At 61.3% G+C, this 22,887-nt stretch carries 19 protein-coding genes; 16 read left to right on the top strand and 3 right to left on the bottom strand.

Features of this window, described 5'->3' with window-relative positions; all coding sequences use genetic code 11:
- The first annotated feature begins 75 nt into the window (after positions 1 to 75).
- Together CHC01_RS08640 and CHC01_RS08635 are read left to right on the top strand one after the other, a co-directional pair.
- Complete coding sequence (locus tag CHC01_RS08640) at positions 76 to 804, top strand: sulfite exporter TauE/SafE family protein (protein WP_089264636.1); 729 nt, start codon at positions 76 to 78, stop codon at positions 802 to 804.
- 326 nt (positions 805 to 1,130) lie between these two features.
- Positions 1,131 to 4,604, top strand: coding sequence for a bifunctional diguanylate cyclase/phosphodiesterase (locus CHC01_RS08635; RefSeq protein ID WP_089263927.1), 3,474 nt, complete (start codon positions 1,131 to 1,133; stop codon positions 4,602 to 4,604).
- A gap of 90 nt (positions 4,605 to 4,694) precedes the next feature.
- Here CHC01_RS08635 and CHC01_RS08630 read toward each other — a convergent pair whose 3' ends face one another.
- The 3 genes from CHC01_RS08630 to CHC01_RS32265 form a co-directional block, all read right to left on the bottom strand.
- Positions 4,695 to 5,048, bottom strand: a complete 354-nt coding sequence (locus CHC01_RS08630) for a hypothetical protein (protein ID WP_089264635.1) — start codon at positions 5,046 to 5,048, stop codon at positions 4,695 to 4,697.
- A 276-nt stretch (positions 5,049 to 5,324) separates the two neighbouring features.
- Entirely contained in the window at positions 5,325 to 5,591 is a 267-nt protein-coding gene (locus tag CHC01_RS08625; RefSeq protein WP_141137061.1) for a hypothetical protein, read from the bottom strand.
- A gap of 197 nt (positions 5,592 to 5,788) precedes the next feature.
- Entirely contained in the window at positions 5,789 to 5,935 is a 147-nt protein-coding gene (locus tag CHC01_RS32265; protein WP_176454538.1) for a hypothetical protein, read from the bottom strand.
- Positions 5,936 to 6,064: 129 nt separating this feature from the next.
- Here CHC01_RS32265 and radA point away from each other — a divergent pair, with 129 nt between their 5' ends.
- The 14 genes from radA (at position 6,065) to CHC01_RS08560 (ending at position 22,879) form a co-directional block, all read left to right on the top strand.
- Positions 6,065 to 7,525, top strand: a complete 1,461-nt coding sequence (gene radA, locus CHC01_RS08620) for a DNA repair protein RadA (protein ID WP_089263925.1) — start codon at positions 6,065 to 6,067, stop codon at positions 7,523 to 7,525.
- Between the two features lie 238 nt (positions 7,526 to 7,763).
- Complete coding sequence (locus CHC01_RS08615; RefSeq protein WP_089263924.1) at positions 7,764 to 8,396, top strand: CvpA family protein; 633 nt, start codon at positions 7,764 to 7,766, stop codon at positions 8,394 to 8,396.
- A gap of 35 nt (positions 8,397 to 8,431) precedes the next feature.
- Positions 8,432 to 9,925 carry an amidophosphoribosyltransferase gene (purF, locus tag CHC01_RS08610; protein ID WP_081421779.1) on the top strand — a complete coding sequence of 498 codons (1,494 nt, stop codon included), beginning with the start codon at positions 8,432 to 8,434 and terminating at the stop codon, positions 9,923 to 9,925.
- A gap of 163 nt (positions 9,926 to 10,088) precedes the next feature.
- Positions 10,089 to 10,829: an SDR family NAD(P)-dependent oxidoreductase gene (locus tag CHC01_RS08605; RefSeq protein WP_089264634.1), complete on the top strand. Its 741-nt coding sequence runs from the start codon at positions 10,089 to 10,091 to the stop codon at positions 10,827 to 10,829.
- A 199-nt stretch (positions 10,830 to 11,028) separates the two neighbouring features.
- A complete protein-coding gene (locus CHC01_RS08600) occupies positions 11,029 to 12,162 on the top strand; it encodes an NHL repeat-containing protein (RefSeq protein ID WP_089263923.1) in 1,134 nt (377 codons plus the stop codon).
- A gap of 248 nt (positions 12,163 to 12,410) precedes the next feature.
- Positions 12,411 to 13,223, top strand: a complete 813-nt coding sequence (locus CHC01_RS08595; protein ID WP_089263922.1) for a class I SAM-dependent methyltransferase — start codon at positions 12,411 to 12,413, stop codon at positions 13,221 to 13,223.
- Between the two features lie 154 nt (positions 13,224 to 13,377).
- Entirely contained in the window at positions 13,378 to 13,530 is a 153-nt protein-coding gene (locus tag CHC01_RS32260) for a hypothetical protein (protein ID WP_176454537.1), read from the top strand.
- A 4-nt stretch (positions 13,531 to 13,534) separates the two neighbouring features.
- On the top strand, positions 13,535 to 14,065 hold the full coding sequence (locus CHC01_RS08590; protein WP_089263921.1) for an RNA polymerase sigma factor: 531 nt from the start codon (positions 13,535 to 13,537) through the stop codon (positions 14,063 to 14,065).
- Positions 14,066 to 14,177: 112 nt separating this feature from the next.
- Positions 14,178 to 15,122: a FecR family protein gene (locus CHC01_RS08585; RefSeq protein WP_176454536.1), complete on the top strand. Its 945-nt coding sequence runs from the start codon at positions 14,178 to 14,180 to the stop codon at positions 15,120 to 15,122.
- Positions 15,123 to 15,333: 211 nt separating this feature from the next.
- Positions 15,334 to 17,928 (top strand): TonB-dependent receptor, encoded by a 2,595-nt coding sequence (locus CHC01_RS08580; RefSeq protein ID WP_176454535.1) that lies wholly within the window; start codon positions 15,334 to 15,336, stop codon positions 17,926 to 17,928.
- A 73-nt stretch (positions 17,929 to 18,001) separates the two neighbouring features.
- Complete coding sequence (locus CHC01_RS08575) at positions 18,002 to 18,817, top strand: hypothetical protein (protein WP_089263918.1); 816 nt, start codon at positions 18,002 to 18,004, stop codon at positions 18,815 to 18,817.
- A 147-nt stretch (positions 18,818 to 18,964) separates the two neighbouring features.
- Positions 18,965 to 19,720: a calcium-binding protein gene (locus tag CHC01_RS08570; RefSeq protein ID WP_089263917.1), complete on the top strand. Its 756-nt coding sequence runs from the start codon at positions 18,965 to 18,967 to the stop codon at positions 19,718 to 19,720.
- 14 nt (positions 19,721 to 19,734) lie between these two features.
- On the top strand, positions 19,735 to 21,579 hold the full coding sequence (locus CHC01_RS08565; RefSeq protein ID WP_502695645.1) for a type I secretion system permease/ATPase: 1,845 nt from the start codon (positions 19,735 to 19,737) through the stop codon (positions 21,577 to 21,579).
- Positions 21,569 to 22,879, top strand: a complete 1,311-nt coding sequence (locus CHC01_RS08560) for an HlyD family type I secretion periplasmic adaptor subunit (RefSeq protein ID WP_089263915.1) — start codon at positions 21,569 to 21,571, stop codon at positions 22,877 to 22,879. The genes CHC01_RS08565 and CHC01_RS08560 overlap by 11 nt, the downstream gene beginning before the upstream one ends.
- Positions 22,880 to 22,887 lie beyond the last annotated feature (8 nt).

Below are 22,887 nucleotides of genomic sequence, written 5' to 3'. Positions count from 1 at the left end.
CCGTCTCCCATCGGATCGGTTGCACCTACACGACTGGAGCGCTCTTGTAACGTCTCGCGCTTGGAGAGCCGCGTCGTGAACTTCATCTTCGTCTGCACGGTCGGCCTTATCGCCGGCACCATTTCCGGGATCGTCGGCACCGGCTCGTCGATCATGCTGATGCCGGTGCTGGTCTGGCAATTCGGGCCGAAGGAAGCCGTGCCGATCATGGCGGTAGCCGCCGTGATGGCCAACCTGTCGCGCATCCTCGCCTGGTGGCGCGAGGTCGACTGGTGCGCCACCGCCGCCTATTCGCTCACCGGCATTCCAGCTGCAGCCCTGGGCGCACGCACGCTGCTGGTGCTGCCGTCGCATGTAGTCGATCTCACTATCGGACTGTTCTTCATTGCGATGGTGCCACTGCGCCACTGGTTGGCGCGGCGCTCCTTCACCATCAGCCTGTGGCAACTCGCACTTGGCGGCGCAATCATCGGCTATCTCACCGGCATCGTCGTCTCCAGCGGCCCACTCAGCGTGCCGCTGTTTCTGTTCTACGGCCTCGCCAAGGGTGCCTTCCTCGCCACCGAAGCCGCGAGTTCGCTCGGCCTGTATCTCAGCAAGTCTGTCACCTTCCAGCGGTTTGGCGCGCTCGATCTCGACGTGCTTGTAAAAGGCCTGATCGCCGGCGCCTCGCTGATGGCCGGCGCGTTCATCGCCAAACGCTACGTACTGAAACTGAGCGTCAAGACGTTCCGCCTAGTCATGGACGGGATCATGCTTCTGGCTGGCGCAAGCATGGTGCTGTCAGGCATGGCGCTGATCTAGGGAGTGGACTCACAAATCGCGGTAAATATGTCCGCTACCCCGCTAATTGCAGACTCAACCGGACTGCAGGCCGCTGGAAACTGGCGCTGTTTAAAGTTGTATCTATTACTTACAAGTACGTACGACTGATGTTCATAGATGGCGATCAACCAGCAACAGGTATTAGTATCTCGCGAATCCGCATTTCCAACGTGCGCAGTGCAACATAATCCTTTGCCTCGCCGCGTACAGTAAAGCCAATATTTCCAACCTATTATTAAGGTTCGTCATCCACGCTGAAATCCGGAATTTCATTTGTTTCATTTGTAACGACTACTGGACGCTTCATGCGCGCGTTCTATGGAAGACTGGCCCGGCTGCCAGGATTTTCATTGGTGGTGCTCGGCGTCTTCTTTGCGACGTCGATCATCGTTGTGTTTTTGGTGGATCTGCAGGCGCGCCATCATGCGGCGCTCTCTGAGGCAAGAAAGGCAGCACTGAACATCGCCGAGATTCTCGCTGAACACACGGCGCTGACCTTTGAGGGGATCGATCGAACACTGCTCGAAGCCGAGAGAATTCGCGAAGATAACCTTTCGGGAAAGTATGCAACGCCCGAAGCCGCAAATACCGCGTTGCGTCTTCTCAAGAAGGCCTCATCGATCGTCGTTGCCGTCGGCTGGACAGATGCAGCTGGTAACCTTCTGGCGCATTCCTACGATCGCACGCCGCCGCGAAGCAATATCTCCGACATGTTGCACTTCACCGCTCAACGCGATCAGGCCGATGGCCGGCTGTTTATTGCGCCCCCCTATCCCTCGGCTGTCACCGACAAATGGTTGACGGCGGCGTCGCGCCGGTTAAGCAACGCCGACGGCAGCTTCGCAGGGGTCGTAACTGCGCCGCTGGACCCGACACATTTCACGCAGGTCTATCGCGCGATCGATGTCGGCAAGGGCGGATCCGTGCTGTTGCTGCATCGCGCGGGCACGGGGCGGGTTCTTGCGCGAGAGCCCGCGAGAAAAGGAGCCATCGGAAAATCTTTCGCGGATAGCCCGCTCGTCTCCGAATATCTGCCAAAATCGGAAGCGGGCACCTACGAGACCATAGGCGTTATCGACGGCATCGCGCGCCTCGCGGGGTACAAGGCTGTACCCGGACTGCCGCTGGTCTTGGTCATCACATACGCCCGCAGTGAGGTGCTGGGACCATGGCGCCAGCACCTTTACATGGTGGGTCCGCTCGTCGCCATGATCGTTGCCGTCATCTTGTTCGGCACGTTTAGGATTTTGCGCCAGACGAATAGTCTTGCCGTGAAAACTAGGATTCTGGAACGAACGAACATGCAGTTCGATGCTGCCTTGAGCAACATGTCGCTAGGGCTCTGCCTGTTTGACGCGAACAAGAATCTGGTGGTTTCGAATGGCCGCTTCCGCGAGATGTACGGTTTCCCGGAAGAACTCGTCAGGCCCGGAACACCTTTGTCTCTCATGCTGCAGGCCCTCAAAGATCGCGGAAAGCACGATTTGTCCATCGAGGGGGATGTTCAGGAGATTCCGACGAAGCAAAAACAGATTTTTATGACTGCCGACGGTCGCGTGATTTTAATTCAACGCAGGTCGATTGCGGATGGCGGATGGGTCGCAACCCATGAAGACATCACCGAGCAGAAACGCGCACAGCGTTTGTTGACTGATAAAGCTGCTGAACTCGAGCGGATCAACATGCGCTTCGACGCCGCGATGAACAACATGTCGCAGGGTCTTTCGCTGTTTGATGGTGAGCAGAGGATCATTCTTTCAAATGCGCGCTATGCGGAAATCTATCACCTCAGCGAGGAACAGGTGAAGCCAGGGACTACGCTGCGGCAAATCATTGAATATCGCCGGGCGAAGCGAACAAATTGCGAAATGGCTGCGGATGTCCTTGTCGACGCCAAACTGAAACTGGAGAAAGAGGTCCAGGAGCTTGTCGACGGGCGCCTCATTTCGATGACGCGCCATCTGATGCCGACCGAAGGGTGGCTGGCGACTCATGAAGATGTCACGGCGCAAAAACACAGGGAGCAGTTGCTGGCCACGAAAGCCGTGGAGCTGGAGCAGACCAACGAACGCTTCGACATTGCGCTGAGCAACATGTCGCAGGGTCTCTGCATGTTCGACGGAGCGAAACGGCTCGTTGTCTGGAATGATCGTTATGCGGAACTATACCAGTTGCCTGCGGCTTTGTTGAAAGTCGGGACGCCTCATGAGGCCATCATCGCCGATCGCGTCTCTCGTGGCATTCTCAAGGGCGGGACGAGCGAACCAGCCATCAGGAAAAAAATAGCTGAATTGGGCCAGCATTCGACAGATTCAAGCTCGGCCAGGGTCGATGAACTTGCGGATGGGCGATTGATACTCGTCACCCGACAGCCGATGAAAGACGGCGGTTGGGTTGCAACGCACGAAGATATCACCGAACGGCGGCGCGCAGAGGCCGAGATCGTTCATCTGGCGCGTCATGATGCGCTCACGGGACTTGCCAACCGAACACTGTTTACCGAGAAACTTGAGGAGGCGAGCCAGCGTCTTAGCCGCCATGACGATGGCTTTGCCGTGGTCATGCTCGACCTCGATAGATTCAAGACCGTCAACGACACGCTGGGACATCCCGCTGGGGATCGTTTGCTCGTTGAGTTCGCTCAACGGCTAAAATCATCGACTCGCGAAACCGATGTGCTGGCCCGCCTTGGGGGTGACGAGTTTGCGATCATCCAGGACGGAGGACCCAATCCGCAGGAGGGTGCAATCGTGCTTGCCCTCAGGATCATCGATGCCATTGCTCAGCCATTTGATCTCAACGGCCACCAGGCCAGCATCGGGATCAGCATTGGAATTGCCCTGGCTCCGGAACAGGGCGTCGATCCCGAGGACCTGTTGAGAAAAGCAGATCTCGCGCTCTACGACGCCAAGACGGGCGGGCGAAACGATTTCCGCCTGTTCCAGTCCGAAATGATCGAGGCTGCCCACTCGCAGAAGATATTGGCAAACGAACTGCGGGACGCGATCGCGCGAAATGAATTCGAGGTGCACTACCAGCCGGTGGTTGACGCCAAGACGCGGCAGATCCGCGGCGCTGAGGCACTGGTCCGCTGGCGGCATCCGTCGAAAGGACTCATCGCTCCCGATCAATTTATTCCACTCGCGGAAGCGACGGGGCTGATCCTTCCTCTTGGCGAGTGGATCCTGCACCAGGCTTGCACGGATGCAGCGTCGTGGCCGGCTCTCAAGATCATGGTCAACATCTCAGCGGTTCAAGTCAGCAAGGGAAAGCTGCTCGACGTCATGCTGGATACTCTGATGGAGACGGGTCTTTCGCCTGAACGGCTGGAGTTGGAAATTACGGAGACCGCTCTTCTTGAGAACGCAACGGCGCATCTGGGGACGATACGGCAACTGAAGAATCTCGGCATCTCCATAGCGCTCGATGATTTTGGCACTGGTTATTCAACGGCGAGTTATTTGACCAATTTCCCGTTCGACAGGATCAAGATCGACAAATCCTTCGCACAAGGCGCTCCCAATCGCCGCGATTGCGCAGCGGTAGTGTCCTCGGTGCTTGCGCTGGCCCATGGTCTTGGCATCGCAACGACGGCGGAGGGTGTCGAGACCGAAGAGCAATTTGAATATCTGCAGGCTGCAGGCGTGGACCTCGTCCAGGGCTTTCTGTTCGGTCGGCCCGTCCCGCTCTCCGAATTCGACCTCGATGCCGCAGTTTCATTTGGAAATGGTGCTGCTGACGGCGAGTTGTGCGGAGAGGTCATCACCGCAGGGAGATGACCGCCGCCGCCACCGGTGGCCTCCCCCAAACGCAAATCGGCCACCCTGAGGTGGCCGATCGCAATCCTGAAAATCTGAGCTATCCGCGGCTTAGTAACCGTAGCTTGAGCCGAAGCTGAAGCCGCGATTGCAGGTCGAGCAGCCCTGCTGCACCGGTGCGTAATAGACCTGCGCCGGAGCGACCATCTGGACACGCTGCTGCGTGGCGTATTGCGCCGGAATGCGCTCGTAATCGACGCGCGCAGGCGCGACCATCACGGTCTTCGGCACCATCACCGTCTCGTACTGCGCTGGCGTGCGGCGCGCGACGGTGCGACCGGGAGCGACCATCACCGTCTCTTCGACCGTGCGATACTGCGGCGGCACCACCTGCTGCTGATAGCAGGTCTGGCACGGCGGCGGTGTGTAGCAGTTATAGCAACCCGCCGAGGCAACACCGGGCATCGCCATTCCGGCGACAGTGGCGAACAGCGCAGCAGCAATCAATTTCTTCATGATGAGACCCCGTGGCGAGCTTGTTTGAAATGAGTTCGTATCGCTCTGATGCGCGACACTCAGCCAAGCACCACCACCGGTCAACGCGGTCCTGATATTTACCTTGATGAACGTGCTTAAGATTTGATGACGGCAACATATGAGGATGCCAAGGCAGATACAGCTGCACTGCGCCTGGATTCACCGCAGAGCCCGACGTGAGATCAATCGGCCTCAGCAGCCAACCTAATAACCGTCGTGGGGCAGCCCGAAGAGTTGCTCGAACACACTCGGTTGGCGAACCACCCATTGGCCCGGTTCGCCCGTTCTCAGATCCCGCACATAACGCGGCGGCGCTTCCACATAGTAAAGCGGCGGCGGCGCGCGAATGCCGGTATCCATCATGATGGGATAGCGCGCGGGGCCGGCGCGATAGCGCGCATCACGGTAGTCAGAGGCAAGTACCGGCGTCGCCAGCGTCGCTGCACCCAGCACGATCATCAAAATACGCACGGCACACCTCACGCTGACGTCACTGCGGTGAGGCTATCGGGCGGAGGTTAATGAAGGATTCGTCGCACGGCAGTTCCACGCGAGCTCCTGCGCGGAACAAATTGGACTCGCGAAGCGCTGGACTGCGGCTCAGCTGGTAGGTCGAGCAGCCTCGATTGCTCACCACTGCTTGCATCTGGATTCTGCTCGCGGCGCGTCTAGCGAGCGTAAGCAATCGCCAAGCTGAAGAAGGACCATTGCAGAGGCTGTACCTCCGGCATCGCTGCGGCAAAGGCGATCCAGGCCGACATTGCCGACCAGTTCTCGCGCATCGGAATTTTGGCAACCGAATAGACCTTGCCCATGTGCCGGTCGATGCGTCCCACCCGGCGAGGCTGGCGACCCCTTCGAGAAGAAACTTGCAAATGCCCCGTTCAACCGCGTAGACCAAGAGAACAAACCAAAAACACCCACAGCCGCGATTCCTTCCGCCAATGGCCAAGAACCTCCTCTCCTTCGTCTGCCAGAACTGCGGTGCCGCCTATAACAAGTGGCAGGGCAAGTGCGACGCCTGTGGCGAGTGGAATTCGCTGGCCGAGGAGGACACCACCGGCGTCACTACGATTCCGGTCAGCGCGCGCTCCAAGCGCAAGGGGCGCACCTTCAATCTCGAAAGCCTGACGGGCCAGAGCAACGATGCGCCGCGCATTGCCTCGGGGATGGGCGAGCTCGACCGCGTAACCGGCGGCGGTTTCGTGCGCGGCTCGGTGCTCTTGATCGGCGGCGATCCCGGCATCGGCAAATCGACCTTGCTCACGCAGGCCACCAGCCTGATGGCGCGCGCCGGCCACCGCGTGGTCTATATCTCCGGCGAAGAAGCGGTGGCGCAGGTGCGGCTGCGCGCGTCGCGTCTGGGCCTCGCAGACGCCTCGGTGCAGCTCGCGTCCGAAACCTCGGTCGAAGATATCGTTGCCACGCTATCCGAAGGCACTGTGCCGCGGCTGATCGTGATCGACTCGATCCAGACCATGTGGACCGACACGGTGGAATCCGCGCCCGGCACCGTGACCCAGGTCCGCGCCTCGGCGCAGGCGCTCATTCGCTTTGCCAAGAAATCCGGCGCCACCATCATCCTGGTCGGCCATGTCACCAAGGACGGCCAGATCGCTGGGCCCCGTGTGGTCGAGCATATGGTCGATGCCGTAATGTCCTTCGAGGGCGAAGGCTCGCAGCAGTTCCGCATCCTGCGCGCGGTGAAGAACCGCTTCGGCCCCACCGACGAGATCGGCGTGTTCGAGATGACCGGACTCGGGCTACGCGAGGTCTCCAACCCGTCCGAGCTATTCCTGTCCGATCGCGATCTCGGCTCGCCGGGCACCGCCGTCTTCGCCGGCATGGAGGGCACCCGCCCGGTGCTGGTGGAACTGCAGGCTCTGGTTGCGCCGACGACTTTAGGCACGCCGCGCCGCGCCGTGGTGGGTTGGGATTCCTCCCGGCTGTCCATGGTGCTGGCCGTGCTGGAGGCCCATTGCGGGGTCAAGCTGTCGGGCTACGACGTCTATTTCAACGTCGCCGGCGGATTGCGCATTAACGAGCCGGCCGCCGACATGGCCGCGGCCGCAGCACTTGTGTCGTCGCTGTGCAACGCGCCGCTGCCCACCGACGCGGTCTATTTCGGCGAAATCTCGCTGTCCGGCGCCGTGCGCCCGGTGGCGCAGACCTCGGCGCGGCTGAAAGAGGCGGCAAAACTCGGCTTCGGCCGCGCAGTGCTGCCGGAATCGGCACGCGGCGACCCCGGCGGCGACGCCGGACTGTCGCTGAATACCATCGGCGGCCTGACCTCGCTGGTCGCCGATATCGCTGCGCGCGGCGTCAAACCCACGCGCGACAACAACAAAAGCACAGATGCCGAGAAAAATACCGTACCAGCGCGATTCAAGCGCCAGGACGGCTGACAGCGACGTGACCTGCGCTGCCGCGGCCGCTATAGAATGCGCGCGCGACAGACTGCGCAGATGTGCAACACGCTCCGTTAAGGCACTCTGCCGAAAGCGGAACAATGGTGTGATCAGGTGTGCTCTTGCGGCCGATAGCGGTTTTCCGGCCTTGCGAGACGTGCCATATCACCGTCACCTGAAGCGGCAGCCTGTGCCGATTCGCGGTTTCTGATTCACGAGCGGACCTGACCAGCCGATGCCGATCACGATTCTCGACCTTGTCCTGCTCGGCGTCATGCTGATCTCCGGCCTGCTGGCCATGGTCCGCGGCTTCATGCGCGAGATCCTGTCGATCGCGGCCTGGGGTGCGGCGGCGCTGGTCACTCTGTTTGCTTTCCAGAAGCTGCTCCCGACCGCTAAAACTTATTTCAACAACGATACCGTCGCCAGCATCGTGGTGGTGGCCGGCGTGTTCATCGGCACGCTGATCGTGGTCTCGATCATCACCGTCCGCATCTCCGACATGATCCTGGATTCGCGCATTGGCGCGCTGGACCGCACGCTGGGCTTCCTGTTCGGCCTCGCCCGCGGCCTCCTGATCGTGGTCGTCGCCTTCCTGTTCTTCTCTTGGCTGGTCCCGGACAAGCAGCGTCCGGACTGGGTCACGGGTGCCAAATCGCGCGTCGTTCTGCAGGGAACCGGCGATTGGCTGATGGCGCTCTTGCCGGATGACCCTGAAAACACCATCTTGAAGAGGTTCAAGAAAAACAAACCCGATGAGGATACGACCGACGCCGAGCCCGCAGCGCCCGGCGCCGCGGAAGGCTATTCCAAACCTGCCCGCGACAGCCTGAAAAAGCTGATCGATGGCAAACCGGCGGGACGCTAGGCGTTCTTAGTTTCTCGCGACACCTGAAAGGCGCGATGGATCCGATGCAGAGCCCTTCCGACGACGCGAGCACCACCATGCGAAATCCTGATCTCGACGGCGACATGCTCCGCGAAAAATGCGGTGTATTTGGTATCTACGGCCATCCCGATGCGGCGGCGATCACCGCGCTCGGTCTCCACGCCCTCCAGCATCGCGGCCAGGAAGCGGCCGGCATCGTCGCCTTCGACGGCAAGCGCTTCCATTCCGAACGTCGCCTCGGCCTCGTCGGCGACACCTTCTCCCGCCGCGAAGTCATCGAGCGCCTGCCCGGCACCGCCGCCGTCGGCCACACCCGCTACTCCACCACGGGCGAAACCATTCTCCGCAACGTCCAGCCGCTATTCGCCGAACTCAATGCCGGCGGTTTTGCAGTAGCCCATAACGGCAACCTCACCAACGGTCTGACCCTGCGCCGCGAGCTCGTGAAGAACGGCGCCATGATGCAGTCGACCACCGACACCGAGGTCATCCTGCACCTCGTCGCGCATTCCAAGCGCAACCGTTTCATCGACCGCTATATTGAAGCACTGCGCGCCATCGAAGGCGCCTATGCGCTGGTGTCGCTGACCAACAAGAAGCTGGTCGGCGCCCGCGATCCGCTCGGCATCCGCCCGCTGGTGCTGGGTGAACTTGACGGCTCGCCGATCCTCGCCTCGGAAACCTGCGCGCTCGACATCATCGGCGCCAAGTACATCCGCGACATCGAGCCTGGCGAAGTCATCGTGTTCGATGAGAACGGCGCGCAGAGCCACAAGCCGTTCGCGCCGCAAGCGCCGCGCCCCTGCATCTTCGAATATATCTATTTCGCACGTCCGGACTCGATCGTCGGCGGACGTTCGGTCTACGACACCCGCAAGGCGATGGGCGAACAGCTCGCCCGCGAGACCCATGTGGAAGCCGACGTGATCGTGCCGGTGCCGGACTCCGGGGTGCCTGCCGCGATCGGCTATTCCCGCGCTTCGGGCGTGCCGTTCGAACTTGGCATCATCCGCAATCACTATGTTGGCCGCACCTTCATCCAGCCGACCCAGAGCGTGCGCGAACTCGGCGTGCGCATGAAACATTCGGCCAACCGCGCCGCCATCGAAGGCAAGCGCATTGTGCTGATCGACGATAGTCTGGTGCGCGGCACCACCTCGAAGAAGATCGTCAAGATGATGCGCGACGCCGGCGCCAGGGAAGTCCACTTCCGCATCGCCTCGCCGCCGATCACCCATCCGGACTATTACGGCATCGACACGCCGGACCGCGCCGGCCTCCTCGCCGCCACGCATACGCTGGAAGAAATGCGCGACCTGATCGGCGCCGACTCGCTGGCCTTCGTCTCGGTCGACGGCATCTACCGCGCCATGGGTGAACCCGGCCGCGATCCCGCCCATCCGAAATTCGCCGACCACTGCTTCACCGGCGACTATCCGACCCCACTCACCGACATGAGCGAGATCGACGCCCCGCGGCAGCTCTCGCTGCTGGCTGAGGCGAGCTGATCGCAGTCTTATCGGGTGTCATCCCCGCGAAAGCGGGGATCCGTAGCCATGATCTAATTTGTTTGGCTCTGGATTAGACACGACCACCTTTCCGCATCATAACCCTCCCGTGTATGGATCCCCGCCTTCGCGGGGATGACGCCTGAGATTTATGAGCCGCGCCATGACCCTTCCCCTCGCCTCCCGCATCGCCCTCGTCACCGGCGCCTCGCGCGGCCTCGGCTATGCCACAGCGCTGGCGCTGGCCAGGGGCGGCGCGCACATCGTCGCCGTGGCGCGCACCCAGGGTGGCCTTGAAGAACTCGACGACGCGATCCGTGCCGAGGGCGGCAGCGCCACGCTGGTGCCGCTGAACATCACCGATCTCGACGGCCTGTCGCGGCTCGGCGCCGCTCTGCACGAGCGCCACGGCAAGCTCGACATTCTGGTCGGCAATGCCGGCGTGGCCGGCCCGTCGTCGCCGCTCGGCCATATCGAGCTGAAGGCCTGGAACGACACCATGGCCGCGAACCTCACCGCGAACTTCCAGCTCATTCGCTGCATGGAGCCACTGCTGCAGCAGTCCGATGCGGGCCGCGCCGTGTTCGTCACATCCGGCACCGCCAGCAAGGCCTCTGCCTATCGCGGCCCCTATGCCGTCTCCAAGGCTGCGCTGGAAACGCTGGTGCGCGTCTGGGCCAATGAAACCGTGACCACGAATATCCGCGTCAACCTGTTCAATCCCGGTCCCGTGCGCACGCATATGCGCGCCATCGTGATGCCCGGCGAAGATCCCGAAACGCTCGACACGCCGGCACAAGTTGCCGAGACCATCGTGCCGCTCTGCCTGCCGTCCTGGACCGAGACCGGGAAATTCTATGACTACAAGACCGGCAAGGTGATGGGCTTCCACGCGCCGTCGTGACGATTTCGTGAACGACCCTCACTCCGTCATGGCCGGGCTTGTCCCGGCCATCCACGTCTAACGTTGCGGCCAAGGAGTGGATGTCCCGGAACAAGTCCGGGCATGACGACCGAGAGTGCACAGGATTGACTCTTCCCAATCTCAAGCCTTCACTTCCTCCCAAGCGGGACAACCCGCACCGGCAATCAGGGAGGTCGTCATGGCATCGCCAACTCATCGCGCGCGGTCACTGCGTGCACTTGCAACAGCAGCCCTCGCTTTCGCCGCGCTGTCCCTCGCACCTCCCTCCTCCCGCGCCGCCGATATCCCCCGCTTCGAGGTCGACGCGTCCTGGCCGAAGCCGCTGCCGAACAACTGGATCCTCGGCCAGGTCGGCGGCATCACGACCGACAAGGACGGCCACGTCTGGGTGATCCATCGCCCGCGCTCGCTCACCGATGACGAGAAAGGCGCGGCACTCAATCCGCCGCGTTCGAAGTGCTGCGTCTCAGCGCCGCCGGTGCTGGAGTTCGATGCCGCCGGCAATCTGTTGCGCTCATGGGGCGGTCCTGGCGAAGGCTATGAATGGGTCGGCCGCGAGCATGGCATCGAAGTCGACGAGAAAGGCTTCGTCTGGGTCGGTGGCAATCTCGACAACGACAATGCGATCCTGAAATTCACCACCGACGGCAAATTCGTGATGCAGATCGGCAAGATCGCGCCGAGCAAGGGCAGCAACGACACCACCCAGCTCGGCAAGCCCGCCGAGACCGCCATCGACAAGGATGCCAACGAGATCTATGTCGCAGACGGCTACGGCAACCGCCGCGTCATCGTGTTCGACGCCACCACCGGCGCCTACAAGCGGCACTGGGGTGCCTATGGCAACAAGCCGAATGACGACAAGCAGGCGGCCTATGATCCGAACGCGCCGGTGGCACAACAATTCGGCAATCCCGTGCATTGCGTGAAGCTCGCCAATGACGGCCTCGTCTATGTCTGCGACCGCATCAACAACCGCGTGCAGGTGTTCAAGAAGGACGGCAGCTTCGTGAAGGAGTGGTTCTACGAGAAGGCCACGCTCGGAAATGGCGCGGTGTGGGATCTCGCGGTGTGGCCCGACCCGAAACAGACATGGCTGCTGACGGCGGATGGCGAGAACAACGAGATCCGCGTCATCAATCGCGACGACGGCAAGGTCGTCGGCACCTTCGGCCGTAATGGCCGCCAGGCCGGCCAGTTCCACTGGATTCACGCCATGGCAGTCGATGCCAAGGGCAATGTCTACACAGCCGAAGTCGACACCGGAAAGCGCATCCAGAAATTCAGGCTGGTCTCGGATGCGCTGAAGTAGCTGTCGCTAAGAGTTATAGCCAGATCGTCTGTTTCCGGTCCCGACGATGCACGCCCCATGCTGATGCATGCGAACAATGGAGCCGTCCATCATCTGGACAGCCGCATCGTTCGCGCTTCCGGTCTGGGAATTTGAATCACTGACGTTCAGCCAAACGCAATGGCCCTGGCCCGGCTCTCGCCCTTCGGGACGACGCCGACAATGCATGCTAGTCTCGCGCGCCATCAAACGGACGACGGGTGATAGCAATGCTGGAAACGGACAAGTTATTCGCTGGCTCGATTCCGGAAAACTACGACCGCTATATGGTGCCGTTGATTTTCGAGCCCTACGCCGCAGATCTCGCACAACGCGCAGCGTCTTTCTCGCCAGGCGCCGTTCTTGAAATCGCCGCGGGCACCGGGGTTGTCACCCGCGCGTTGACGCCCAAATTATCCCCACGCGCAAGCTATATTGTCACCGACCTCAACCAGCCGATGCTCGACTACGCCGCGTCGCGACAAGCACCGGACAATCGCATCACATGGCGACAAGCGGATGCTCTGGCGCTCCCGTTTGAAAATGCGGCCTTCGATCTCGTGTGTTGTCAGTTCGGTGCGATGTTCTTTCCTAATCGCCCATCTGCCTACCGCGAAGCGAAGCGAGTTCTGAAGCCCGGAGGACATCTTTTATTCAATGTATGGGATCGCATCGAGGACAATGTATTTGCTGACGATGTGACGAATGCTCTCGCAAAGATTTTCCCGGACGATCCGCCGCGCTTTCTGGCGCGCACGCCACACGGTTACCACGATACGGCACTGATCCGTCGCGAGCTGGAGGACGCAGGTTTCTCCCATGTTATGATCGAGACGAGAGCCGAACAAAGCCGTGCATCCTCGCCGCGCCTTCCGGCCGTTGCTTATTGTCAGGGAACTGTTCTTCGCACCGAAATCGAAGCCAGAGACGCGGGAAAACTGGAAGCTGCAACTGACTACGCAGCATCTGAAATTGCGCGCAGACATGGCAACGGCGAGGTTGCTGCTAAAATTCAGGCACACGTGATCGTGGCTGCGGCCTGAGTGTCGGAATATCCCGTGCCGGCACTTCGCATGGCCGGGCTTCCGTGAATTTCGAGCCGTTCTATATCACGTCCTCATCAATAACTTGAGCTGGACAGTGGTACCGTCTATCTCTGCCGGACAATCAGGAATATCCTGACTACAGGAACCGGTGATGAGCGAGATTTCCGATAGCGACATTGGCGCCGTCGGTGACATGGTCGACGATCTCGTCATGCAGACAACCTATCGTCTGTATGGGTCAGCTATCGTCCCGTTCTCAATGATCACCGCAACGCATCGAATCCCGTCTTGTTCGAACGCGTGACATCATGACCCTCTGGAAGAGCACGATCGCGAGGCTCTTTACATCACATCGCGCTCATCTCGAAACGCTGGTACGTCGCCGGGTCCGCGATCGTGAAGTGGCTTCGGAGATCGTCCAGGATGTCTTCGCCCGGGTGCTTGCCGCCGGGACTAACGGCTCGGATGAAGACAACAAGCGCGTCCTCTACGCTGCAGCCCGGAACGCCGCGATCGACCATAACCTGACGGCATCGCGGCGGCATCATATGCTCGCCGACGTACTGCCTGAACAGCTCAGCCCCGGGCAGCCATCGGAAGACGCAGCATTGCAGGCGCGCGAAGCCGTCGCTGCACTGGATCGCGCGCTCGCGCAGCTCCCCACCCGAACCCGCGAAATTTTCATTCGCCGACGTGTCAATGGCGAATCCAATGCGGAGATCGGACAGCGGTTCGGCATTTCCGTGAGTGCCGTCGAAAAACATCTGCTACGCGCCATGCAGCACTGCCGCGCCGCCGTGGCCGATCATCTCAATCTCGCCAGCAAAGATTTCCGCTAAAATGGATGTGGGTTCTTTCTCGTCGTTCGTTGTAAAGGTAGGAGTAGCTGGAACGCTTCTAACGGCAGGAGCATTCCCGCATCGCCTTTTCGATCGATCGAAGGAATTGCTGATGAAACCTGGCGACCGGCCAACGAAAGCACAGTGCGCCGCCGCTGATCTCTGGCTCATCCGACGCGACGGGACGACAACTGAGGCCGACGAAGCGTCCTTTTGGCAATGGCTCAATGAGGATCATCGTCATCAACTTGCCTATCGCGAAGCAGCGGCGATCTGGCAGCAGCTTGAGGAGCCTGCCATTCGGCTGGCTGCACGCGACCATCGTCTCGGCAACATCGCTGCCCGGCGCCAGATGAGATGGTGGCCGGCATTGCCCGCAGCGATCGCTGCAGCCTGCGTCATCTGGGTCATCAATCCATCGATGCTTGAGAACTGGCAGGCAGATATTGTCACTGCGCGTAGTCAGGTGATGGCCCGCGACCTGCCGGACGGCTCCCGCCTGAACATCGGTGCCGACACTGCCCTGGACCTGGACTTCAAGGATGGTCGACGCCGGGTCGTTCTGCGCCGTGGCCAGGCCTTTTTCGATGTAAAGCCAGACCAGACGGCCTTCACGGTCGACAGCGGCGCAGGCGAAATCCGCGTGCTCGGGACTGCCTTCAATATCGACCGGACGGCTGATGGTGTCGAGGTGACAGTTCAGCGCGGACTGGTGTCGGTCGCCGGCGAGGATCGCGATGCGACCGTCAAGCTATCGGCAAACCAGCATGTGCGCGTGTCCGGCGGAAAGCTCGGCACCGTCGAAACCGGAGACATTGACGCCAGGCTCGCATGGATATCCGGCCGCCTGGTCTTCGACCGCGTCCCGCTGCATCGGGTCGTCGAAGCCCTGCAGCGCCAGACATCAAGCCGCATTGTCATCCGCGGCCGCTTCAGCGATCTGCTCGTCTCCGGCACGTTTCCGACTGCGAATGTCGATGAAAGCCTCACAGCCATTGCCGGCATGATCGAGGGCAACGTCGCCCATCTCACCCCCTGGGTGACCGTTATCTACTGAACTCCTCCGCTGTTTACCGGAATTCTAAACCGCAACACCCATAGACCTGATGTGGGTTTGATTTCGTGACTCGTTGAACTGGATGAAGAGCAGAAGCTCTTCGCGGCGCTGGGTCGGCGCACAGCAAACAACGAGAAAGCGGAGTTCGTGCGTAATGCGGTTCGGGGGTAGACGGGGCGTCGCTCGCCATGTGGCGGGCGGGCTGATCGGCATGTTGCCGTTGATCACGACAATACCGGCCTTTGGCCAAAACAGTGTCGACGCAACGGCGACCGCCTCTACGACCTACCCGCTCAACATTCCCGCCAAACCTCTTGCAGCGGCAATTGCGGATCTCGGCGCCAGCAGCGGCTGGCGCATCCTCTATACGATCCAGCTCGCACCAGACATGCGCAGCCGGCCATTGAATGGCAATTACACGGTGGCCCAGGCGCTCGCACAGCTCCTGGCCGGCACGGGAATTACGTATCGCATCACCGGCCCGAAAGCCGCGTTGCTGATCGATCCGTCGCAGAGCCGTGCAGGTCCCGTTCCCTCCTCCGCTGACGGCGTCCAGCTCGACACGATCGTCGTCGACGCCACCAGGAACGATAATACGACGGGCTCCGGCTATCAGGGAACGCCGGACTGGGTCTATCAGCGCCCAGCCGCGGTCAGCGTGATTTCCCGCGAGGCGATCGAGAGCAGCCCGACGCGCAACGCGCGCGATCTCCTGGACAATGTGGCCGGCGTCTATGCCAATCGCTCGGCGGCGCAGAACCCTGCCATCAGCGTCAATGTCCGCGGCCTGCAGGATCAGGACCGCATCACCACCATGATCGATGGTGCGCGGCAGAACTTTCAGCGTAGCGGCCACGGTGCGACGCAGCGGACCTATGTCGACACTGCCTTCCTGCGCCAGATCGACGTGGAGAAAAGCACGACGTCGGGCGTTGGAAGCGCCGGCGCACTTGGCGGCCTGGTCAATTTCCGTACCTTTATTGCCGACGATCTGATCAAGCCCGGCAACCAGTATGGCGGCGTGGTGAATGCCACCACAGGCACCAACGCGTATAATTTCGACGGCTCGACGGCGGCAGCCGTCCGCGTGTCGGAGCGCTTCTCGGTGCTCGGCGGCGTCAGCTACAAGAACATCGGAGCCTACGATATCGGCAAGAACGGCACCATCGGCGGCGGCACGACGGCCTATGATGGCAATGTCTTCCTATTCTCCGGCCAGGAGGTGTTCTCGACGATCCTCAAGGCCGAGGCGCTGACGACCGAAGACGTGAAGATCACGATCGGCTGGCTGCATAACGATTCCCGGTACAATACCGGAAACTATGACAACACGATCGCTCGCGGCGGCATCCTGAAGTCCAGTGAGCAGGTCGCCAACGATACGTTCACATCAGCGCTCGACTGGAATCCGGGCAATGACATCGTCGATCTGAAGGCCAAGCTCTACTACAACCACCTCAAGAACGACACGGTCTCCGACGGCGCCGTTGCGCTGACCGGACCATCGAACTTCGTATTCTCGACGCTGGGCGGCAGCGTCGAGAATACCAGCCGTTTCGAGACCGGCATCGGCGCGCTGGCGCTCAATTACGGGCTGGAGGCCTTCACCGACGACGGCAAGACGACGCTGCAGCGCGGATTCCTCGGCCCCAACGGTGTCGATTATTCCAGCCTGCTGACCGGCGGCACGCCGAGCGGAAACCGCGATGTGGTCAGCGGCTTCGGCAGCGCAACTCTCAAGCCAGCGGAATGGGTCACGCTGACCGGCGGCATCCGCTACGACTGGCATCATCTCTATGGCAAGACCACGGTCATTGGTGACCCGCAGTACGACCAGATCGGCGTGAGAATCATCAAGGCCGCAGTGGCGCCATTCTGCAATCGGCGCGGCTGCTCCCTCGGGTCGGCTGCTGTAACGGAGCCGATCTACGGTCCGGCTTATTACACCCCCTATGATGTCGATATCGACAAGTCCGGCGGCGCGTGGCTGCCAAGCTTCACGGTCGCCTTCCAGCCGGTCGAGTGGCTGCAACCCTTTGCCAAATATTCCAAGAGCTATCGGCCACCGACCGTGATGGAATCGTTCCTGAACGGCGGCCACGATGCAAATGAAATCAATGGCTACGCGCCGAACCCGTTCCTGCGTCCGGAGCGCGGCGACACCTACGAAGCCGGCTTCAATGTTTTGGCCAACGGCATCCTGACCGAGCGCGACGCCATCCGCTTCAAGGCCGTCGGTTTCTATCGGGAGATCACCGATTACATCAGCTTCGGCTACATCCTGAACCCGGCGGTGAACACCAGGCAATATGATTCATTCGTAAATCTCGATGGCATCACGCGCATGAAGGGCGTCGAGATCGAGGCCAATTACGACGCGCGATTCTTCTATATCGGCGGCACGGTGACGCGCATCGACACCGACTTCGCCGACAGCTTTACGACCCCGTCAGGCAGGAACATGCCTATCAATGCCGGCCGTGGCGCCGCCGTCATCTTCGAGCAGCCGAAGCTGCGCGTGACGCTCGATGCCGGCATCCGGCTGCTCGACGAGAAACTGACGCTGGGCACACGCATCGTCGACGTGTCGAAGACCGTCCCTGCCCTCGGCTCGCTGCGCAGCGGCTACGAGATGTCGGGCTACCGCGTCTACGACATCTACGGATCCTACAGCTTCGACGAAACGACCAAGCTACGCTTCGCCGTGAACAATGTCACCGATCTCGCTTATGCGCCGGCGGTCGGCGCCAATTTCTACGCCGCGCCGGGCCGTACAGCGACGATGTCGCTGAACTACAAGTTCTAGAAATTCCCCGCCCATTGGCGTGGATGGAGGCCCACCACAAGGCGGGCAAAACAAGCAGAGAAGGGTTTCGAGAATGGCACTCAATCTTCAGCTTACGGCAGCAAGCAGCGACCTCGCCACATATCTGGCGTCGTATGACGCCAACTTCACCTACAACGGAAACGGCTGGTTCTCCACCTCGTTCACTGGCCAGGATCAATGGTCGGCCGGTGTCGATACCGAAGGCACCGACAACAATCTGCCTTCCGTCATCATGAACATCCATGACTACACCTACACGCCAGGCACCTTCAACGGCGACGTGGAATCGCTCACGCTCGGCCATAATCTTGAATATGTGCCAGCCACGGATCTGTGGGTGCAGGATCAGGAACTGATCATCACCAATAGCAGCGGCTACATGCCCGTCACCACCACCTTCAATCAGGCGATCTATTCGCTGTCGCATGGCGGGCTGGTCGATGGCGGGACGTTCTTCGGTCAGTCGTTCGCGGGTCTGACCGACTACTTCGCCGAACAGGGGACGAACCAGACCGGCACGACGAGCGACGACGTTCTCCTCAGCTTCGCGGGCAACGACGTGCTGAGCGGAAATGGAGCCGTGCTGGTCGATACGTTCCTCTGGAGCGCTGACTATTACGACACCGCCGCGGGCACCGCTGCCCAGGGCTGGGGCAACGACGTCATCACCGACTTCTTCGACGACGCCGACCAGATTCAGTTCGCAGGTTTCGGCTGGGCAAATGCCGCGGCATTCCAGAGTGCGGGCGGCAGCCTGTCCGGCAATGTCATCACCTATGCCGATGCAACCAACGGACTGACCAGCACCATCACCGTGAATTTCGACGGCGGCGGCACGCTGGACTGGAGCGATATCGCCTTCGTCTAACAGGCTTCGCTGCGGATTCCTGGCCACGCGACCAGCTGACGCGACACTGATGTCGCGTCAGCCCCTTGCATCAGGATCTCCAGCAAGCTGATCACGACGCGCCGCCGGATCACGACGTCCCGACAACCCAAATCCTGAGGAACGACAATGGCACTGACCATCACATACAGTGAAGCAAGCAGCAACCTGCCCGCTTATCTGGACAACTGGATCGACAATTTCGAATATCGCGGCACCGGAAATTTCAACGCCGTGAAGAACACCACCGACCAATGGTATGCCGGCACACGCATCGTCGGCGGCGTCGATAACGACAAGTCGTCGATCATCGTGAGCGGTGATGATTTCTCCTATACGCCGGGCGTCATCGATGGCACGGTCACCAACCTGACACTCGGCAGCAATCTGGCTTATGTCTCATCGACCGACCTGTGGGTCCAGGATCCCGGTCTGTCGATCGGATTCAGCGGCGCAACGCTGACGTCGGCCTTCGATGCCGCGATCACCGATCTGTCGCAGAATGGCAGCCTGAACGGCCTTTACGGCTACTTTGCCGAACAGGGCACCATCCAGACCGGCACGGCCGGCGACGATGTCATGCTGAGCTTCGGTGGCAATGACAGCTTCACTGGCGGCCTTGGCAACGATACGCTCGTTTTCGCCGACGGATGGGCCAATGACGTCGTGCTGGATTTTCACGCGGCCACCGGCGATTTCGACGTCCTCGACCTGCAGGGCGTGACCAACATCTCGAACTATGTCGATCTGTTCTTCAACCACAGCAACTGGTGGGATCAGAGCAACGTGCTCACCATCACCGATGGCGCCAACTCGATCCAGCTCGATGGCTATGTCGGGACAGACATGCTTGGTCTGATCCTGGACGGCCACTTCACCGTCTGAGCAGAGCTGTCGTGGTGAAAGCTCCGCAGCGAAGTCCGCCGCAGCCATTGGCTGCGGCGGCCATCTCGCCACTCAAGCCCGCCATCGCGGGGATCGCCGTGATCAGCGGCATCGTGAACGTGCTCGCGCTGACTGCGCCGCTGTTCATGCTGCAGGTCTATGACCGTGTGCTGGCCAGCCGCAGCGTTTCGACGCTGATCGGCCTCGGTGTGCTGGCGGCCACGCTCTACGCCTTTCAGTCCCTTTTCGACATCATTCGATCGCGCATTCTGCTGCGCATCGGCGAGCGCTTCGATCATCAGTTGTCCGGCCGCGTGCATGATGCCGTCGTCGGCCTGCCGCTTGAGATGCCTTTGCCCGGCGATGGCCTGCAGCCCTTGCGCGATCTCGACAATGTACGCGGCTTCCTGTCCAGCCCCGGTCCCACCGCCTTCTTCGACCTGCCGTGGATGCCATTCTACCTCGCCATCTGCTTCGTGTTTCATGTCTGGATCGGCATTACGGCCCTCGTAGGTGCCGTCATCCTCGTATCCCTCACCCTTCTCACCAATGCCCGCTCCAGGGGACCCGCCCGCGAGACCGTCCAGCATGGCATGTTTCGCAACGCCCTGATGGAGGCCAGCCGTCGCAACGCCGAAGTGGTGCGCGCGATGGGCCTCGGCGGCCGGATGGCCGCGCGCTGGCATCGTACCAACTCGGATTATCTGGCGGCCAATCGCCGGGCTGGCGATGTGGCGGGAGGCCTAGGCGGTGTAGCCCGCGCGCTGCGTGCGCTGCTGCAGTCGACCATGCTCGGTGTCGGCGCCTATCTCGTGATCAGGCAGGAAGCCAGCGCCGGCGTGATGGTGGCGAGTTCGATCATGATGGGCCGCGCGCTCGCGCCCGTGGATCTGGCCATCTCGACATGGAAGCCGTTCCTGATGGCACGGCAGAGCTGGGCACGGCTCGATGAATTGCTGACGCGCATGCCGGAAGCCACCAAGACGATGGCACTGCCGCGTGCCCATATCGATCTGCGCGTCGAAGCGATCACCATCGCGCCGCCCGGACAGAAACGGCCGACGGTCACGGGGCTGAGCTTTGCCGTCTCCGCCGGAAGCGCTCTTGGCATCATCGGCCATAGTGGCAGCGGCAAGTCCACACTGGCACGCGCACTGGTCGGGGCCTGGCGACCCGCCAATGGCAAGGTGCGCATCGACGGCGCCAGCTTCGACCAGTGGGACCGCGAGATGCTCGGTCGCGATATCGGTTATCTGCCGCAGGGCGTCGAACTGTTCGATGGCACCATTGCCGAGAATATCTCCCGCTTCGAAGATGACCCGGACTCGGAGGCCATCGTCGCTGCCGCCAAGGCTGCCGGCGTGCACGATCTCATCCTGCGGCTGGAACATGGCTACCAGACGCGGATCGGCGAAGCCGGCTCCGCCCTGTCCGCCGGCCAGCGTCAGCGCATCGGGCTGGCACGCGCACTCTATGGCGATCCATTCCTGGTCGTGCTCGACGAGCCCAATGCCAATCTCGACGTCGAGGGCGAAGCGGCGGTCATCCGCGCCATCGCCGCTATCCGCGAGCGCAAGGGCATTGCCATTGTCATCGCTCATCGTCCGAGCGCAATCGGCGCCGTTGACCTCGTCCTGGTGATGGAAGGGGGTCGTGCCAAGGCATTCGGTCCGCGTGCGGACGTCCTCAGCAAAGCGCTGAAGGCTCCCGCCCCCGCAGCACACGGCAGCGGCACGATGACGGGCCATGCGGCCACCGCGCGGTCTCCGGCGCCGCTACGGGTGATCGCCAATCCCGCCGACAAGTCGGGAATGAGCACACATCCTCACGACGATATGGAAGATCGCGATGTCCAATAGCAATGTCTCGGCGGTCTCCCACTCGATTCTGCGCCACCTCGGCATCGCCACGCTGGCGGGTGTTGTGCTGGTGGGCGGCATCGGCGGATGGGCAGCGGCAACCAATCTGGCCGGTGCGGTCGTCGCCGCAGGACACTTCGTCGTCGATACCAACGTCAAGAAGGTCCAGCACCCGACCGGCGGCGTGGTCGGCGAAATTCTGGTCCGCGAAGGACAGCGCGTGACTGCAGGCGACATTGTAATGCGCCTCGACGCGACGCAGACGCGCGCCAATCTCGCTATCGTTACCAAACGGCTCGACGAATTCGCGGTCCGACGGGCCCGGCTCCGCGCCGAGCGCGACGAGGTCGGCGTCATCGCCTTCCCCGACGAAATCAGATCGCGCGCCGCCGATCCGGAGATCGCACAGCTCATGGCAGGCGAAAGCAGACTGTTCGAACTGCGCCGCGACGCCCGGCTCGGCCAGAAGGCGCAGCTTCGCGAGCGCGGCCTTCAATACGGCAAGGAAGTGCGCGGCCTCGTGGCTCAGGAAGAAGCGAAAATTCGCGGCATCGGCCTGATCCAACGCGAACTGACAGGCGTGCGCGAACTCTGGGAGAAAGGGCTGGTGCCCATTCAGCGGATGATGGCGCTGGAACGCGAAGCGGCAAACCTCGACGGCGAACGCGGCCGGCTCGTTGAAGCTCAGGCGCAATCCGGCGGCAAGATTTCCGAAACACAGTTGCAGATGATTCAGATCGACCAGGATCTCCGCAGCGAGGTCGCCAGCAGCCTGCGCGACATCGAGGGCCAGACAGCGGAATATGTCGAACGGAAGGTGACTGCAGAAGATCAGCTCAAGCGGATCGATATTGTCGCGCCGCAAAGCGGACTGGTCCATGAGCTCGCGGTGCACACCGTTGGCGGCGTGATTTCGCCAGCCGACACCGTCATGCTGATCGTACCCGACAGCGACAGGCTGGCACTTGAAGTACAAATCAACCCGCAGGATATCGACCAGATACGGCTCGGCCAGCCTGCCGTGCTGCGCATGTCGGCCTTCAACCAGCGTACCACTCCCGAACTGAACGGCAGCGTCAGCCGCATCGCCGCCGACCTCACGCTGGATCAGAAGTCCGGGCTTTCCCATTACATCGTGCGGATCACCATCCTGCCGCAGCAACTGGCGCGCCTCGGCAAACTCGCCCTCGTTCCCGGAATGCCTGCGGAAGCCTTCATTCAGACCGGCGAACGCACAGTCCTGTCTTTTCTGATCAAGCCGATCGGTGACCAGATCGCACGATCATTTCGCGAGGAATAGCCGGTTCA

The sequence above is a fragment of the Tardiphaga sp. OK246 genome (genome assembly GCF_900188215.1).
Lineage (GTDB): Bacteria > Pseudomonadota > Alphaproteobacteria > Rhizobiales > Xanthobacteraceae > Tardiphaga > Tardiphaga robiniae.
The sequence above is the reverse complement of the archived record's forward strand: the minus strand, read 5'-3'. Positions and strand labels throughout refer to the sequence as shown.

What these genes read in the sequence shown, in the direction of transcription:
- CHC01_RS08635 (WP_089263927.1), top strand. Translation starts at nt 1,131, where the DNA reads ATGCGCGCGTTCTATGGAAGACTGGCCCGGCTGCCAGGATTTTCATTG.
- CHC01_RS08630 (WP_089264635.1), bottom strand. Translation starts at nt 5,048, where the DNA reads ATGCCCGGTGTTGCCTCGGCGGGTTGCTATAACTGCTACACACCGCCG.
- CHC01_RS32265 (WP_176454538.1), bottom strand. Translation starts at nt 5,935, where the DNA reads ATGGGCAAGGTCTATTCGGTTGCCAAAATTCCGATGCGCGAGAACTGG.
- radA (WP_089263925.1), top strand. Translation starts at nt 6,065, where the DNA reads ATGGCCAAGAACCTCCTCTCCTTCGTCTGCCAGAACTGCGGTGCCGCC.
- CHC01_RS08615 (WP_089263924.1), top strand. Translation starts at nt 7,764, where the DNA reads ATGCCGATCACGATTCTCGACCTTGTCCTGCTCGGCGTCATGCTGATC.
- purF (WP_081421779.1), top strand. Translation starts at nt 8,432, where the DNA reads ATGGATCCGATGCAGAGCCCTTCCGACGACGCGAGCACCACCATGCGA.
- CHC01_RS08605 (WP_089264634.1), top strand. Translation starts at nt 10,089, where the DNA reads ATGACCCTTCCCCTCGCCTCCCGCATCGCCCTCGTCACCGGCGCCTCG.
- CHC01_RS08600 (WP_089263923.1), top strand. Translation starts at nt 11,029, where the DNA reads ATGGCATCGCCAACTCATCGCGCGCGGTCACTGCGTGCACTTGCAACA.
- CHC01_RS08595 (WP_089263922.1), top strand. Translation starts at nt 12,411, where the DNA reads ATGCTGGAAACGGACAAGTTATTCGCTGGCTCGATTCCGGAAAACTAC.
- CHC01_RS32260 (WP_176454537.1), top strand. Translation starts at nt 13,378, where the DNA reads ATGAGCGAGATTTCCGATAGCGACATTGGCGCCGTCGGTGACATGGTC.
- CHC01_RS08590 (WP_089263921.1), top strand. Translation starts at nt 13,535, where the DNA reads ATGACCCTCTGGAAGAGCACGATCGCGAGGCTCTTTACATCACATCGC.
- CHC01_RS08585 (WP_176454536.1), top strand. Translation starts at nt 14,178, where the DNA reads ATGAAACCTGGCGACCGGCCAACGAAAGCACAGTGCGCCGCCGCTGAT.
- CHC01_RS08580 (WP_176454535.1), top strand. Translation starts at nt 15,334, where the DNA reads ATGTTGCCGTTGATCACGACAATACCGGCCTTTGGCCAAAACAGTGTC.
- CHC01_RS08575 (WP_089263918.1), top strand. Translation starts at nt 18,002, where the DNA reads ATGGCACTCAATCTTCAGCTTACGGCAGCAAGCAGCGACCTCGCCACA.
- CHC01_RS08570 (WP_089263917.1), top strand. Translation starts at nt 18,965, where the DNA reads ATGGCACTGACCATCACATACAGTGAAGCAAGCAGCAACCTGCCCGCT.
- CHC01_RS08560 (WP_089263915.1), top strand. Translation starts at nt 21,569, where the DNA reads ATGTCCAATAGCAATGTCTCGGCGGTCTCCCACTCGATTCTGCGCCAC.